The 15,133-nt window shown below is 71.1% G+C and carries 13 protein-coding genes; 4 read left to right on the top strand and 9 right to left on the bottom strand.

Annotated features, from left to right (window positions below):
* Positions 1-4: 4 nt before the first annotated feature.
* Together ACFXMG_RS18555 and ACFXMG_RS18550 are read right to left on the bottom strand one after the other, a co-directional pair.
* Positions 5-712: a ribonuclease HII gene (locus ACFXMG_RS18555; RefSeq protein WP_383820254.1), complete on the bottom strand. Its 708-nt coding sequence runs from the start codon at positions 710-712 to the stop codon at positions 5-7.
* Between the two features lie 52 nt (positions 713-764).
* Entirely contained in the window at positions 765-965 is a 201-nt protein-coding gene (locus tag ACFXMG_RS18550; protein ID WP_383820256.1) for a hypothetical protein, read from the bottom strand.
* 116 nt (positions 966-1,081) lie between these two features.
* Here ACFXMG_RS18550 and ACFXMG_RS18545 point away from each other — a divergent pair, with 116 nt between their 5' ends.
* The gene (locus ACFXMG_RS18545) at positions 1,082-2,635 is read left to right on the top strand and encodes an MFS transporter (protein ID WP_383820258.1); all 1,554 of its coding nucleotides are present in this window, start codon (positions 1,082-1,084) and stop codon (positions 2,633-2,635) included.
* A gap of 51 nt (positions 2,636-2,686) precedes the next feature.
* Here ACFXMG_RS18545 and ACFXMG_RS18540 read toward each other — a convergent pair whose 3' ends face one another.
* The 3 genes from ACFXMG_RS18540 to ACFXMG_RS18530 are packed head-to-tail and all read right to left on the bottom strand — an operon-like array spanning position 2,687 to position 5,923.
* Positions 2,687-3,601 carry an ADP-ribosylglycohydrolase family protein gene (locus ACFXMG_RS18540; protein WP_383820261.1) on the bottom strand — a complete coding sequence of 305 codons (915 nt, stop codon included), beginning with the start codon at positions 3,599-3,601 and terminating at the stop codon, positions 2,687-2,689.
* Positions 3,602-3,613: 12 nt separating this feature from the next.
* Positions 3,614-4,273 (bottom strand): histidine phosphatase family protein, encoded by a 660-nt coding sequence (locus ACFXMG_RS18535; protein ID WP_383820264.1) that lies wholly within the window; start codon positions 4,271-4,273, stop codon positions 3,614-3,616.
* Positions 4,274-4,306: 33 nt separating this feature from the next.
* Entirely contained in the window at positions 4,307-5,923 is a 1,617-nt protein-coding gene (locus ACFXMG_RS18530; protein WP_383820267.1) for an ABC-F family ATP-binding cassette domain-containing protein, read from the bottom strand.
* Positions 5,924-6,014: 91 nt separating this feature from the next.
* On the opposite strand from ACFXMG_RS18530, the gene ACFXMG_RS18525 reads away from it, so the two are divergent.
* Complete coding sequence (locus ACFXMG_RS18525) at positions 6,015-6,698, top strand: TetR/AcrR family transcriptional regulator C-terminal ligand-binding domain-containing protein (RefSeq protein WP_383820269.1); 684 nt, start codon at positions 6,015-6,017, stop codon at positions 6,696-6,698.
* A gap of 4 nt (positions 6,699-6,702) precedes the next feature.
* Here ACFXMG_RS18525 and ACFXMG_RS18520 read toward each other — a convergent pair whose 3' ends face one another.
* The gene (locus ACFXMG_RS18520) at positions 6,703-7,308 is read right to left on the bottom strand and encodes a YdbC family protein (protein ID WP_383820272.1); all 606 of its coding nucleotides are present in this window, start codon (positions 7,306-7,308) and stop codon (positions 6,703-6,705) included.
* A gap of 242 nt (positions 7,309-7,550) precedes the next feature.
* Between ACFXMG_RS18520 and ACFXMG_RS18515 the strand changes: the two genes are divergently transcribed.
* On the top strand, positions 7,551-8,081 hold the full coding sequence (locus ACFXMG_RS18515) for a TerD family protein (protein WP_383820275.1): 531 nt from the start codon (positions 7,551-7,553) through the stop codon (positions 8,079-8,081).
* 140 nt (positions 8,082-8,221) lie between these two features.
* Here the strand turns inward: ACFXMG_RS18515 and ACFXMG_RS18510 are convergent, their stop codons facing one another.
* Positions 8,222-11,119 carry a vitamin B12-dependent ribonucleotide reductase gene (locus ACFXMG_RS18510; protein WP_383820277.1) on the bottom strand — a complete coding sequence of 966 codons (2,898 nt, stop codon included), beginning with the start codon at positions 11,117-11,119 and terminating at the stop codon, positions 8,222-8,224.
* Positions 11,120-11,292: 173 nt separating this feature from the next.
* On the bottom strand, positions 11,293-11,799 hold the full coding sequence (gene nrdR, locus ACFXMG_RS18505; protein WP_383820279.1) for a transcriptional regulator NrdR: 507 nt from the start codon (positions 11,797-11,799) through the stop codon (positions 11,293-11,295).
* Between the two features lie 437 nt (positions 11,800-12,236).
* On the opposite strand from nrdR, the gene lexA reads away from it, so the two are divergent.
* Positions 12,237-13,025: a transcriptional repressor LexA gene (gene lexA, locus ACFXMG_RS18500; protein ID WP_031010805.1), complete on the top strand. Its 789-nt coding sequence runs from the start codon at positions 12,237-12,239 to the stop codon at positions 13,023-13,025.
* A 132-nt stretch (positions 13,026-13,157) separates the two neighbouring features.
* Here the strand turns inward: lexA and ACFXMG_RS18495 are convergent, their stop codons facing one another.
* Positions 13,158-15,131: an ATP-dependent DNA helicase gene (locus tag ACFXMG_RS18495; protein WP_383820281.1), complete on the bottom strand. Its 1,974-nt coding sequence runs from the start codon at positions 15,129-15,131 to the stop codon at positions 13,158-13,160.
* Between the last annotated feature and the right edge of the window lie 2 nt (positions 15,132-15,133).

Raw genomic sequence — 15,133 nt, 5'->3', positions numbered from 1 at the left:
AAGATCAGAAGTCGAAGCCGAGTTGGCCCCCGCTCTCCAGAGCGGCCGCCTCCGCGGAGAGACGGACCTTCTTGAGGTGGCGCCATCGGGGCATGGCGTCCAGGTAGGACCAGGAGAGCCGGTGGTACGGGGTGGGCCCCAGCTCTTCGAGGGCGGCCTTGTGGACGGGCGAAGGGTAGCCCGCGTTGGCCGCGAAGCCGTAGCCGGCGCAGTCGGGGCCGGAATCCAGCTCGGCCATCATGGCGTCCCGTCGCACCTTGGCGATCACGGAGGCGGCGGCGACGGCGACGCAGGACTGGTCGCCCTTGATCACCGTGCGCACCCGCCAGGGGCTGCCGAGGTAGTCGTGCTTGCCGTCGAGGATCACCGCGTCCGGGCGGACCGGGAGGCCGTCGAGGGCCCGGACGGCCGCGAGGCGCAGGGCCGCGGTCATCCCGAGTTCGTCGATCTCCTGCGGGGACGCCTCACCGAGCGCGTAGGCGGTGACCCAGCGCTCCAGCTCGGCGGCGAGGGCGGTGCGCCGCTTCGGGGTGATCAGCTTGGAGTCGGTCAGTCCCTCGGGGGGACGGCGCAGGCCGGTGACGGCCGCGCACACGGTGACGGGCCCGGCCCACGCCCCGCGTCCGACCTCGTCGACCCCGGCGACGATCTTGGCGCCGGTGGTGGCTCGGAGCGACCGCTCGACGGTGTGGGTGGGAGGTTCGTACGGCATGGCGCCTGACAGGTTACGCCGCCGGGTGCCGGGTGCGGTACCCGGATTCCCGTCAGGCTCCCCTCCCCCGCGCGACGGGCACCAGCGGCACCATGATCCATTCGCTGCCGCACACCTTCGAGCCGTACGTCATCGGCGCCGGAATGACATCGAGGACGAGGTCGAACAGCTGTTTCGAGGGGCCGGGGACACCCGACTCGATCAGGGCGCAGAGGCGGACGACAGCGTCCTCGTCACACTCGTGAAGGGCCATGCGCCCGGCGAGGCGCGTCTACGTTGCGCCATTCCCTCGCGTTCACCGATGGGCACTCCCTACCGTGAAGACCGGTGAACGGTCACGTTCGCTCATTCTCCCGTGGGGGGTCCGTAGTGACAGCAACTCCCGTCGACGCACAGGCCGGGAAGAGCCTCGCCGGCTCCGGGGGCCGGCCGGGAATCGCACTGACGGTCATCGCCGCCTGCCAGCTGATGGTCGTCCTCGACGCCACGATCGTGAACATCGCGCTGCCGCACATCCAGGACGCGCTCTCCTTCTCCACCACCGATCTGTCGTGGGTGCTCAGCGCCTACACGCTGACCTTCGGCGGTCTGCTGCTCCTCGGCGGGCGGGCCGGCGACATCCTCGGCCGCCGCCGGGTCTTCATGGCCGGCATCCTGCTCTTCACGTTCGCCTCGCTGCTCGGCGGCTTCGCGCAGGAGCCCTGGCACCTGCTCGCCGCTCGGGCGCTCCAGGGCGTGGGCGGCGCGATCGCCTCGCCGACCTCGCTCGCCCTGATCACGACCACGTTCCCCGAAGGACCGCAACGGAACCGGGCGTTCGGCGTCTTCGCCGCCGTCTCGGCCGGCGGCGGCGCGATCGGGCTGCTCACGGGAGGGATGCTCACCGAGTGGCTGGACTGGCGCTGGGTCCTCTTCGTCAACGTGCCCATCGGTCTTCTGATCGCGTTCCTGACACCCCGGCACATCAAGGAGTCGGAGCGCCACCCCGGCCGGTTCGACATCGCGGGGGCGGCGACGTCGACGCTCGGCATGGCGGCACTGGTCTACGGCTTCATCCGTGCCTCGGAGAGCGGCTGGAAGGACTCGCTGGCGGTCGGCTCGTTCGTCGGCGCGGCGGTGCTGCTCGTCGCGTTCGCGCTGGTCGAGTCGCGGGCGAGGGAACCGATCACACCGCTGAGGATGTTCGCCGACCGGAACCGCTCCGGAACGTATGTGATCATGCTGAGCCTCTCGGCCGCGATGTTCGGCATGCTCTTCTTCATGGCCCTGTGGGTGCAGGACGTGCTCGGGTACTCCCCGATCGCCTCCGGCCTCGCGTTCCTCCCCGTCACCGTGGCGATCATGACGGGAGCCGGACTGTCACAGCGGTTCCTGCCCGCGCTGGGCCCGAAGCCGTTCATGGTGGCCGGTTCCACGATCACGGGCATCGGCCTGTTCTGGCTGACCTTCATCGAGGCCGACAGCGGTTACGCCGCCGGGGTCCTCGGCCCGATGGTCCTCTTCGGCTTCGGCATGGGCCTCAACTTCGTCACCCTGACGCTGACGGCCGTCTCCGGGGTCGCGCCGCACGACGCCGGCGCCGCGTCCGGTCTGCTCAACGCGACACAGCAGGTGGGCGGCTCACTGGGCCTCTCCATCCTGGTGACGGTCTTCGGCACGGCGAGCCACACCGAGGGCGAGAAACAGGCGGCGGACTTCCTCGCGACCGCGACGCCCGAGCAGCAGGCCGAGTTCCTGCGCACGAAGGAGCTCCCGGCTCCGTGGAGCCATGAGGTGCTGACCTCGGGCATCGCGACGGCGTTCACCGCTGCGGTGGCGATGGTCGCGGTCGCGCTGCTCACCGCGGTCCTGGTGATCCGGGTCCGCAGGGGCGACCTGGAGGCGCTCAGCGGCAAGGCCGCCGCCGCGGGCCCCGTGGCCTGACGGCAGGCACGGATGCCCGGATCCCCACGGAGGTCCGGGCATCCGTCGCGTTCAGCTCCGGGCCCTGCCCTGGGGCACCCAGGCGGGAAGCGCCTCGGTCCGGCCCAGCCAGTCGGCAGGAGGCGCGCCGGCGGCCGCGGAGGCCACCACGCCGCCCGCGATGGCGCAGGTCGTGTCAACGTCCCCGCCGACCTGGGCCGTCGTCCAGAACGTCGTCTCGAAGTCGCCCAGGCCGCGGGCCGCCGACCAGAGGGCGTACGGGACCGTGTCGTGGGCGCTGGTGCGCCGGCCGCTGCCGAGCACGGCCGCGACGGTTCCGGCGTCGCCGTAGTCCAGCATGTCGCGGGCCCGCCGCAGCCCCGCGCCGACCGCACTGCGCGGGACCAGGGCGATGACCCCGTCGAGCAGTGCCTCGGGCGTGGGAGGACCGGCCGGGTCGGCCGCGAGGGCGGCCGCAGCGGCGACGGCCATGGAGCCGACCACGGCCTCGCGGTGCTGGTGGGTGGGGTAGGCGGAGATCTCGGCCTGGTGCGTGGCCTGCTCGGGGTCGTCGGCGTACCAGGCACCCAGCGGGGCGATGCGCATGGCGGCGCCGTTGCCCCAGGAGCCCTGTCCGTTGAAGAGGGCCGCGCTCAGCTCGCGCCAGTCGCCGCCTTCCCTGATCAGCCGGAGCATCCGGTTGACGGCGGGGCCGTACCCCCGGTCGAAGTCGTGGTGGTCGGCGAAGGAGGCGGCCAGGGCGTCCTGGTCGATGCGGTCGTGTCGGGCGAGGACGGCCAGGACGGAGCAGGCCATCTCCGTGTCGTCGGTCCACTGCCAGGATCCCGGCGGCAGCTCGCGCCGCTTCAGCAGGGGGTAGTGCGCGGGGACGAAGAACTGGGAGCCCAGTGCGTCCCCCACGGCCAGTCCGCGCAGACTGGCGAGGGCGCGGTCGAAGCGCCGGTCGAATGAGGAGTCAGCGGTCATCGGTGCGCCACTCTATCCGGTGGGTCCGTACGGTTCCGGTGTACACCAGCGTTCGAACGGGCGGTCCAGGCGATAGCGTCCGTCCTCCCCGAGCAGCAGGATCCGGGTCTCCGCGTTGCCCGGGTTGGACAGTGACTCGAATTCGGCCACGCTCCAGTGGAACCAGCGCATGCAGAAGAGACGCATGGTCAGACCGTGGGTGACGATCAGGACGTTCGGCGGGTGGTCGGGGGCCTCGAAGCTGCGGTAGAGGCTCTCCAGGAAGGCCCCCACGCGGTCGTACACATCGGCTCCCGACTCCCCCTGCGCGAAGCGGTAGAAGAAGTGCCCGTACGCGTCCCTGTAGACCTTCTGGAGGCGTACGTCCTCCCGGTCCTGCCAGTTGCCCCAGTCCTGCTCCCGCAGCCGCGGCTCCTCGCGGATCCTGAGCCGGCCCGGCGGCAGCCGGAAGGCGGACAGGGTCTCGTGGGTACGGCGGTAGGGCGAGACGTACGCGCTGACCGCCTCGTCGCCGAAGAGCGCCCTCAACCGCTCTCCGGTCTCCTCCGCCTGCCGCCTGCCGGTCGCGGTGAGCCGGAGGGCGTGGTCGGGCTCCCGTTCGTAGACGGTGTCGTCAACATTGCCTTCGGACTCTCCGTGCCGTACGAGAACGATGCGCCGCGGTCGTGCCATGCTCCGACCCTAGAGGGAGCTGCCCCGTTCGGCTCAGTCGAGCAGGCGGCCGGAGTCCATCCGGCGTATCCGCCCGGTGAACCTGCGCCGCAGTTCCCGGTCGTGCGAGACCACCACGAGGGCGCCCGGCCACTCCTCCAGGGCCTGCTCCAGTTCCTCGACGAGGCCGAGGGCCAGGTGGTTGCCGGGCTCGTCGAGGAGCAGCAGGTCCGCGGGGCGGGCGAGCAGCCGGGCGAGGGCGAGCCTGCGCAGCTGTCCCGCCGAGAGGGCTCCCACAGGCACGATGAGATCGGCCGGCCGGAACAGCCCGTACGACAGGAGCCGTTCGGTCAGACGGTCCTCGTCGAGACCGAGCCCGAGGCCGTGTCCGAAGGCGGTGAGCAGCGGCTCGGCCGGCCGCCGCACGATCACCTCCTGGGGCAGGAAGCCGATCCTGCCCCGGCGGCGCAGCTCTCCCCGGTCGGGGGCGAGGTCGCCCGCCATGACCCGCAGCAGGGTGGACTTGCCCGCGCCGTTGCCCCCATGGACGAGCAGGCGCTCGCCCGCCCGGACGGTGAGGGTGTCGACGACGAGCCGCTCGCCGACCCGCACCCCGTCCAGGGTGAGCAGGTCGCCGAGGGCCTCTCCGGCCTCGGGGCGGGCGGTGAAGGCGAGGGGCGGGGCAGGCTCGGACACCGGGTCCTCCCTGAGCCGCCGCAGTCGCTCCCGGGCGTTGCGGACGCGTCCGGAGACGGACGCCTGAACCCGCCCGCCGGCCCGGTCGTAGGCCATCTTGTTGTTGTCCTTCATGAGGCGGCCCGCGGCGACGGCGTGGGCCGCGCCGTCCGCGAACGCCTCCAGGCGCTCCGTCTCGGCGCGCCATTCCTCGTACTCCTGCTGTCGCCTCCGGCGTGTGGCCTCGCGGGCGGCGCGGAATCCCGCGTATCCCTCGCCGTGGCGGACGAGTGCCCGCCGGTCGGTGTCGACCTCGACGAGGGCGGTGGTGACGCGCTCCAGGAAGACGCGGTCGTGGGAGACGGCGACGACGGTCCCGCGGTGGGCACGGAGGGATTCCTCCAGCCAGTCGAGCGCCGCCGCGTCGAGATGGTTGGTGGGTTCGTCGAGCAGGAGGACCTCGGGGGCGGCGGCGACGGCGCAGGCGATGCCGAGCCGGGCCTGTTCTCCTCCGGAGAGGCTGCCGAGTCGGCGGTCCCGGGCGAGGTGGGCGATCCCGAGGGCATGGAGCGCCTTGTCGACACGGGCATCGGCCTCGTATCCGCCGCGGAGTTCATAGGCGGTGAGCAGGTCCCCGTACCCGGCGAGGTCGTCGGCGGCTCCCTCGCCCAGGCGGGCTTCGAGGGTGCGCAGTCGGGTCTCCATGGCACGGAACTCGGCGAGGGCCGAGTCGACGGCGTCGGCCACCGTGTCCTCCGGCGGCAGTTCGGGGGTCTGGCGCACGAGCCGCAGACCGCCGTCGGCCAGGGCGGTGACCCGCCCCTCGTCCGGCGCGATCGTGCCGGCCAGCAGATGGAGAAGGGTGGACTTGCCCGCGCCGTTCTCCCCCACGATCCCGACCCGCTCGCCGGGGCGGACGGCGAGCGAGACGCGGTCGAGGAGTATCCGCTCCCCACGGGAGACGGTCACGTCGTGGAGCGAGATCTGTGCGGGCATGGCACCTCCCGGAGCGACAGCAAACACAACCCTTGTTGCATTAATGGCGAGTGTGGCACACTCGGAACCACTAATGCAACGGGAGTAGCAATTGAATGAGTCGATCGAGGACCCCGACGCCCCCGCTCCCGGCAGCCGGCGCCCCGGCGGCCGTACCGCCCGCACCCGGGCCGCCGTCCGGGACGCCGTCCTGACCGGACTGGCCGAACACGGCTATCCCTCCCTGACGGTGGAGTACGTGGCCGAGCACTCGGGCGTGCACAAGACCACGCTCTATCGGCGCTGGGGCGGCCTGGAGGGCATGGTGGCCGACGCCCTGGATCTCGCAGGGGAGGACGACTGGACTCCGCCCGACACCGGCAGCCTCGCGGGCGACCTGCGCGCCCTCGCCCGAGAGGTCGTCGACGCGTTCCGGGACCCGGAGGCCGCCGCCGCGCCCACCGCGTTCGTCGGTGCCGCGTTCCAATCGCCGCGCGCCGCCGACGCCCTGCGGTCGTTCTACGCCGAGCGGTTCCGTCGCTGCGAGGAGGTCGTGACCCGGGCCGTGGACCGGGGCGAGGCCCCTGTCGTCACGGACGCCGGCGCCGTCGTCCGGGCGGTCTCCGCCCCCCTCTTCCTCCGCCTCTTCGTCACACGCGAACCCGTCGACGAGGGCATGGCGGACCAGGCGGCGGACGCGGCGCTTGCGGGCGTGACGGCGGGCGTCTTCGCCCGACCGCCCAAGGGCGCGGCCGCAGCCGTGACCCCCTCCGCCCCTCTCGCCCGCGAGAGCTGAACGCTCAGACGGTCCACGTGGGTTCGAGCCGCACCACGTCACCCGTGAGCGCGGCCACGTCGGCCTCGGTCTGCGCCCGCAGGCCGAGCCGCTCCACCCGCTCCTCGCGGTACTTGCCGTGCTCCGCGGCGGAGTTCCAGAGGGAGAGCACCAGGAACTCATGACCGGGCGACTCCCCGAAGAGTCCGCGCAGCATGCCCGGGGACCCGGCCATCGCCGGGTTCCACACCTTCTCCTGCATCAGGGCGAAGTGCTCCACACGCTCCTCGTGGACCCGGCAGTGGGCCACCCGCGCCACGTCCGCGTCGGCGAACTTCGGCTCGAATCCGGTCTTCACGTCGAAGCGGTGGTCGAAGAGCTTGACCTGCGCGTCCCGGTACGTGCCGACCTGGGCGGCGGCCAACCGGTCGTGCGAGCGGGCCATGAAGGAGTCGTAGAAGGCGCGGCTCTCCCAGAACGCGAAGATGTGCGCGATCTCGGGACGGGCGCGGCTCCAACCGCCGCCCTGCCCCCGGAAACCCGGCTCCCCGAGCAGCCCCGCCCACTTCCGCTGCCCCCGCTCGAACCCTCGACGGTCCACGACGGCGCAGCGAATCCACTTGACCAGCACCGCGCCATCGTACGGGTCGGGGCAGCACCCGGGCAGACCGTCGCCACAGATGGACAGCCCACATGAAACCCCGTCAGGCACCCGTTCCTTTCTGGCCAGTCGGGGATCGAGATCCGGCATGTCCCCGCCCTCTAACCGCACTCGGGAGCCTCCGCCGACCCAACTGTCGTACGTGCGTGACACCATGAAGAAGGGGCCGAGGTGACGGATCCCCGCAGGGAGACGGGGAAAGGGGAAGCATCGTGAGCGGACTCAACAAGGGCGTCGGCAAGGTCGAGGTGGCGCTCAAGTGGGACCCGGCGCCGACGGGCGCGCCCGCGCACGACCTGGACCTCATCGCCGCCGTCTTCACCTCCGACGACCCCCACGGCGCACCCGCCCAGCTGGTCCACTTCGGCAGCCGCTCCCCCGACGGGACGATCACCCTCCAGCGCGACAGCCGTACGGGACAGGGCTTCGGCTACGACGAGGCGATGACCCTGGAGCTCGACCGGCTCGCGCCCCGCTTCGTCCGCGTGGTGGTCGGCGTGGCGATTCAGCAGCGCGGTGGCCGGATCGTCTTCGGATCCATAGCGCAGACCGCCGTGCGGGTCAGCGAAGGCCCCACGAGACTGCTCGACGACGATCTCGCGGCAGCCGCCGACGCGACCGCGGCGACCGTCGTCGAGTTCATCCGGAACGGTTCGGCGGGCTGGACCTTCCGCCCTCTGTCGCAGGGCTTCGACACCGACCCGGAGACCTTCGGCTCGCTCATGGGCTCCGCGCACGCCTGACCCTGCCGCTGCCCCTACCTCTAGCCCCGCCCGCCGCGGACGTCCGGACATGACGAAGGGCGGTGGAACCGGCATCCGGTCCCACCGCCCACCCCGCCGGGATCACTCCCGGCGGGTCATCGCCTCAGATCGGCCTCTGCTCAGCTGCAACCGCTGGTGGAGCCGCAGCCCTCGCAGATGTAGCAGGAGCCGGCGCGCTGCATCTTCGTACCGCAGGAGAAGCAGAGCGGGGCGTCGGCGCTGATGCCGAGCTGCATCTCGACGAGCTCGGCCGAGGTGTGCGCCTGCTTCGGGGCCGGGACCTCGGCCTTGACCACGGGGGCCGGGGCGGCGACGGCCTTCAGCTCCGTGGCGACCGGGGCGGACTGGGCCAGCGCCTCGACGTCGACGTCCTCGACGGACTGCTCGTAGGAGCCGGTCTCCAGGTGGCGCTGACGCTCCTCGGCGGAGTGGATGCCGAGCGCGGAGCGGGTCTCGAAGGGCAGGAAGTCCAGCGCCAGGCGGCGGAAGATGTAGTCGACGATCGACTGCGCCATCCGCACGTCCGGGTCGTCCGTCATGCCGGCCGGCTCGAAGCGCATGTTGGTGAACTTCGAGACGTACGTCTCCAGCGGGACGCCGTACTGCAGGCCGACGGAGACGGCGATGGAGAAGGCGTCCATCATGCCCGCGAGGGTCGAGCCCTGCTTGGACATCTTCAGGAAGACCTCGCCGAGACCGTCGTCCGGGTAGGAGTTGGCGGTCATGTAGCCCTCGGCGCCACCGACGGTGAAGGAGGTGGTGATCCCCGGGCGGCCCTTCGGGAGGCGCTTGCGGACCGGGCGGTACTCGACGACCTTCTCGACGGCCTCGCGGATCGTCGCCTCGGTCTTCGCGGTCACCTCGGCCTTCTCGTCCTCCTTCTTCTTGGCGGAGAGCGGCTGGCCGACCTTGCAGTTGTCGCGGTAGATCGCGAGCGCCTTGACGCCCATCTTCCACGCCTCGAAGTAGACCTCCTCGACGTCCTCGACCGTGGCCGTCTCCGGCAGGTTCACGGTCTTGGAGAGGGCGCCGGAGATCCACGGCTGGATGGCGGCCATCATGCGGACGTGGCCCATCGCGGAGATGGAGCGCTCGCCCATGGCGCAGTCGAAGACCTCGTAGTGCTCGGTCTTCAGGCCGGGGGCGTCGATCACATTGCCGTGCTCGGCGATGTGGGCGACGATCGCCTCGATCTGCTCCTCCTGGTAACCCAGGCGGCGCAGGGCCTGCGGGACGGTGCCGTTGACGATCTGCATCGAGCCGCCGCCGACGAGCTTCTTGAACTTGACCAGGGCGAGGTCGGGCTCGAGGCCGGTGGTGTCGCAGGACATCGCGAGACCGATGGTGCCGGTCGGGGCGATGACCGACGCCTGGGCGTTGCGGAAGCCGTTCTTGGCGCCGAGGCGGATCACGTCCTGCCACGCCTCCGTAGCGGCGGCCCAGATCGGCGAGTCCAGGTCGTCCACGCGGACGGCCGTCTCATTGGCGTCGGAGTGCTGCTTCATGACGCGCTGGTGCGGCTCGGCGTTGCGGGCGTAGCCGTCGTAGGCGCCGACGACCGCGGCGAGCTCGGCGGAGCGCTTGTACGAGGTGCCGGTCATCAGGGAGCTGATGGAGCCGGCGAGCGCGCGGCCGCCGTCGGAGTCGTACGCGTGGCCGGTCGCCATCAGCAGGGCGCCGAGGTTGGCGTAGCCGATGCCGAGCTGGCGGAAGGCGCGGGTGTTCTCGCCGATCTTCTGGGTCGGGAAGTCGGCGAAGCAGATGGAGATGTCCATCGCGGTGATGACGAGCTCGACGACCTTGGCGAAGCGCTCGACGTCGAAGGACTGGTTGCCCTTGCCGTCGTCCTTGAGGAACTTCATGAGGTTCAGCGAGGCGAGGTTGCAGGACGTGTTGTCCAGGTGCATGTACTCGCTGCACGGGTTCGAGCCGTTGATGCGGCCGGACTCGGGGCAGGTGTGCCAGCGGTTGATCGTGTCGTCGTACTGGATGCCCGGGTCGGCGCAGGCCCACGCGGCCTCGGCCATCTTGCGGAAGAGCGACTTGGCGTCGACCTTCTCGATGACCTCGCCGGTCATGCGGGCGCGGAGACCGAAGGTGCCGCCGGACTCCACGGCCTTCATGAACTCGTCGTTCACGCGGACGGAGTTGTTGGCGTTCTGGTACTGGACGGACGTGATGTCGTCGCCGCCCAGGTCCATGTCGAAGCCCGCGTCACGGAGGGCGCGGATCTTCTCCTCCTCCTTGACCTTGGTCTCGATGAAGTTCTCGATGTCCGGGTGGTCGACGTCGAGGATGACCATCTTGGCGGCGCGGCGGGTGGCGCCACCGGACTTGATCGTTCCTGCGGAGGCGTCGGCGCCGCGCATGAAGGAGACCGGGCCGGAGGCGTTGCCGCCGGAGGAGAGCAGCTCCTTGGAGGAGCGGATGCGGGAGAGGTTCAGGCCGGCGCCGGAGCCGCCCTTGAAGATCATGCCCTCTTCCTTGTACCAGTCGAGGATCGACTCCATGGAGTCGTCGACGGACAGGATGAAGCAGGCGGAGACCTGCTGGGGCTGCGGCGTGCCGACGTTGAACCAGACCGGCGAGTTGAAGCTGAAGATCTGGTGGAGGAGGGCGTAGGTGAGCTCGTGCTCGAAGATCTCCGCGTCGGCGGGCGAGGAGAAGTAGCCGTAGTCCTCGCCGGCCTTCGTGTAGGTCTTCACGATGCGGTCGATGAGCTGCTTCAGACCGGTCTCGCGCTGCGGGGTGCCGACGGCCCCGCGGAAGTACTTGCTGGTGACGATGTTGACCGCGTTCACCGACCAGAAGTCGGGGAACTCGACGCCGCGCTGCTCGAAGTTGATCGAGCCGTCGCGCCAGTTGGTCATGACGACGTCACGGCGCTCCCAGTTCACCTCGTCGTACGGATGCACGCCGGGGGTGGTGTGGATGCGCTCGATCCGCAGGCCCTTGCTCGCCGCCTTGGCTCCCTTGGTGCGGGAACCACGTGCCGGGCCGCTCGCCGTCTCTGTCATGCCGCCTCCCATATACGGGCAAAACACCCTTTGGCGCCCAGATAATCCCAGAGCACCGTCTTCTGTAATACGTTTTGTACTGCTTGACCCACGGGCACCACAGAGGTCACCCGGGGCAGGTCTTCACGGCCGCACCGCGGCCGGTCGCCGGGCCCGAGGGGCCCGGGGCGCCGTCAGTCGGCGGCGCCGGCGGGAACGGGCACCTCGGGGGTGCCGGTCCCGCCGTTCCCAGCGGGAGGCCGCACGCGGAGTTCCGCGATGGCGGCCTCGAAGTCCTCGAGTCCCTCGAAAGCCTTGTAGACGGACGCGAAGCGCAGGTACGCGACGAGGTCGAGCTCCTGCAGCGGCCCGAGGATGGCCAGGCCCACGTCGTGCGTGGTCAGCTCGGCGCTGCCGGTGGCGCGCACCGCCTCCTCGACCCGCTGGCCGAGCTTGGCCAGGGCGTCCTCGGTGACCGGTCGCCCCTGACACGCCTTGCGGACGCCGGAGATGACCTTGGTACGGCTGAAGGGCTCGGTGACGCCGGAGCGCTTGACCACCATGAGCGAACAGGTCTCCACCGTGGTGAAGCGGCGGGCGCAGTCGGTGCACTGGCGGCGGCGTCGGATCGACGTGCCGTCATCGGTGGTGCGACTGTCGACGACCCGGCTGTCGGGGTGCCTGCAGAAGGGGCAGTGCATCGGTTACGACCCTCTTCCTCATGGCACGACTGAACAGCCTCGCGAGGCCCGTCAAGGCCCTCGAAGCGACCACCAGCATAGGCGATGAACGGCGCCCCGGCAGACCGGGGACCACTATCCCTGGGTGGCCGATGCCATCCAACCACTAGATCTTGGGTTGGGGGCGTTGCGACACCCCTCGCGTGTCGCGAGGGCCCCGGAGCCGCGCCCGCGCTCCGCGAATGGGAGACTGGGAGGGCGCGCCGGGGCCTGGGAACCCAGCGCCGAAGGCTACCGTAAGGACGGGATCGGCCCCCGAGGGCCCACTCCCATACACCCCCACCCGCACGCGCGTAAGGCAATCTGCGGATTTTCACTCGAACGTGTGTTTGGCGCAACCTTTCGAAAGCTACTACCGTTGTGCCAGCCAGGGAGACCATTCGAGAGGGGCCGACGACGTGACCACCACCGCAGACAGCGCCACCATCACCGCCCAGGACCGCTCCCAGGGCCGACTCGAGCCGGTGCACGCCATGAACGACACTGCCATGAACGGGGAGGAGCCCGGGCGCCCCGCCCGAGCCCTCCCCGGAAGGCCCCCAGGCATCAGGGCCGACAGTTCCGGCCTCACCGACCGCCAGCGCCGGGTCATCGAAGTCATCCGCGACTCGGTCCAGCGGCGGGGCTACCCGCCGTCGATGCGCGAGATCGGCCAGGCGGTGGGCCTGTCCAGCACGTCGTCCGTGGCGCACCAGCTGATGGCCCTGGAGCGCAAGGGATTCCTCCGCCGCGACCCTCACCGCCCCCGGGCGTACGAGGTCCGCGGTTCGGACCAGCCCAGCACCCAGCCGACCGACACCACCGGCAAGCCCGCGGCATCGTATGTGCCGCTGGTCGGCCGGATCGCGGCCGGCGGTCCCATCCTGGCCGAGGAATCCGTCGAGGACGTGTTCCCCCTCCCCCGGCAGCTGGTCGGTGACGGGGAGCTCTTCGTCCTCAAGGTCGTCGGCGACTCCATGATCGAGGCCGCCATCTGTGACGGCGACTGGGTCACCGTCCGCCGCCAGCCCGTCGCGGAGAACGGCGACATCGTCGCCGCCATGCTCGACGGCGAGGCCACCGTGAAGCGCTTCAAGCGCGAGGACGGCCACGTGTGGCTGCTGCCGCACAACGCCGCGTACCAGCCCATTCCCGGAGATGAGGCGACGATCCTCGGCAAGGTGGTCGCCGTACTGCGGCGGGTCTGACCTCACCCGCCGGTCCTGACCGGGCCCCGGGACCCACTGCGCCGGGCCCGGGGCCCGCTGTACGTCCCCTTCTCCTGGCGCGCGTCCGGCCCCGGCTTCCACCGGGGCCGGACGCGTATCCCCGCCTCCGTCTCAGGCGCCGTCCGCCTTCGCCTTCGCGTCGATCGCCGCCAGCGACTTCCGCACCTGGTTGCGGTCGGTCGTGTACCAGAAGTCGGGCATCGACGCCTTCAGATAGCTGCCGTACCGCGCCGTGGCGAGACGCTGGTCCAGTACGGCCACCACACCCCGGTCGCCGGTCGCCCGGACCAGGCGGCCCGCTCCCTGGGCCATCAGCAGCGCCGCGTGTGTCGCCGCCACGGCCATGAAGCCGTTCCCGCCGTTCTCCTCGACCGCCTTCTGGCGCGCGCTCATCAGCGGGTCGTCGGGGCGCGGGAACGGGATCTTGTCCATGACGACCAGCTGACAGCTGGCCCCGGGCACGTCCACGCCCTGCCAGAGCGACAGTGTGCCGAACAGACAGGTCCGCGGATCGGCCGAGAAGTTCTTGATCAGCTCGCCCAGGGTGTCCTCGCCCTGGAGCAGGATCGGGAACTCCGGGATGCGCGTCCGCAGCTCCTCCGCGGCCAGCTGCGCCGCCCGCATCGAGGAGAAGAGGCCGAGGGTCCGCCCGCCGGCGGCCTGGATCAGCTCGGTCAGCTCGTCCAGCATGTCGCCGCGGTCGCCGTCCCTGGCCGGCTTGGCCAGGTGCTTGGCGACGTACATGATGCCCTGCTTCGGGTAGTCGAACGGGGAGCCGACGTCGAGGCCCTTCCAGACGGGCAGGTCGTCGCCGGTGGTGCCCTCGGGCGCGAGGCCCAGGGAGGCGCCCACCCCGTTGAAGTCGCCGCCGAGCTTGAGCGTGGCCGAGGCAAGGACGACGGAGCGCTCGTTGAAGAGCTTCTCCCGCAGCAGCCCGGAGACCGAGAGCGGCGCGACCCGCAGCGAGGCGCCGAAGCGGTCGTGGCGCTCGTACCAGACGACGTCGTACTCGGAGCCCTGGGTGATCCGCTCCGCGACGCCGTGCACGGTCTCGACCGAGGCCATCGCCTGCTTGCGGACGGCGTCCTCGTCCTGCACCGAGCGATCCCGGGTGTTGCCCAGCGCCGTGATGACGGCGCGGGCGGCGTCGCGCAGCGCCATGAGCGCGTACGTCAGGTCCTCCGGGATCTTCTCCAGGCGGCCCGGCAGGGCCAGCTCCATGACCCGCTCGAAGCCTTCCGCGGCGGTCTGGAGCTGGTCGGCGACCGTCTCGTCCACGAGCTTGGCGGACCGGCGGACCGCGCGGTTCACCTGGCCGGGGGTGAGCTCGCCGGTGGCCACACCGGTGACCCGGGAGACCAGCTCGTGGGCCTCGTCGACGATCAGGACCTCGTGCTGCGGCAGCACAGGGGCGCCCTCGATGGCGTCGATGGCGAGCAGGGCGTGGTTGGTGACGACGACGTCGGCGAGCTTGGCGCGCTCGCGGGCCGCCTCGGCGAAGCACTCCGCCCCGTACGCGCACTTGCTCGCGCCGAGGCATTCCCGGGAGGAGACCGAGATCTGGGCCCAGGCCCGGTCGGAGACGCCGGGCGTCAGGTCGTCCCGGTCGCCGGTCTCCGTCTCGTCCGCCCAGTCGCGCAGCCGGAGCAGGTCCTGACCGAGCTTGCTGGTGGGGGCGGCCGCCTCGAAGGCGTCGAAGAGGCCGTCCTCCTCGTCCTGCGGGACCCCCTCGTGGAGGCGGTGCAGGCACAGGTAGTTCGACCGGCCCTTGAGCATGGCGAACTGGGGGCGGCGGCGCAGCTGGGGGTGGAGCGCGTCGACCGTCCGCGGCAGGTCGCGCTCGACGAGCTGGCGCTGGAGCGCCAGGGTGGCCGTGGCCACCACCACCCTCTCCCCGTGCGCGAGCGCCGGCACGAGATAGCCGAGCGACTTTCCGGTGCCGGTGCCCGCCTGGACGAGCAGGTGGGAGTTGTCGTCGATGGCCTCGGCCACGGCCTCGGCCATGGTGACCTGGCCGGGCCGCTCCGTGCCGCCGACGGCGGCGACGGCGGCGTGGAGGAGGTCGGGGAGGGATGGCTTCGTCATAG

Source organism: Streptomyces sp. NPDC059201, from assembly GCF_042754585.1.
GTDB lineage: Bacteria > Actinomycetota > Actinomycetes > Streptomycetales > Streptomycetaceae > Streptomyces.
Note: the sequence above shows the minus strand (reverse complement) of the source record. Positions and strands in the feature narration are given on the sequence as shown.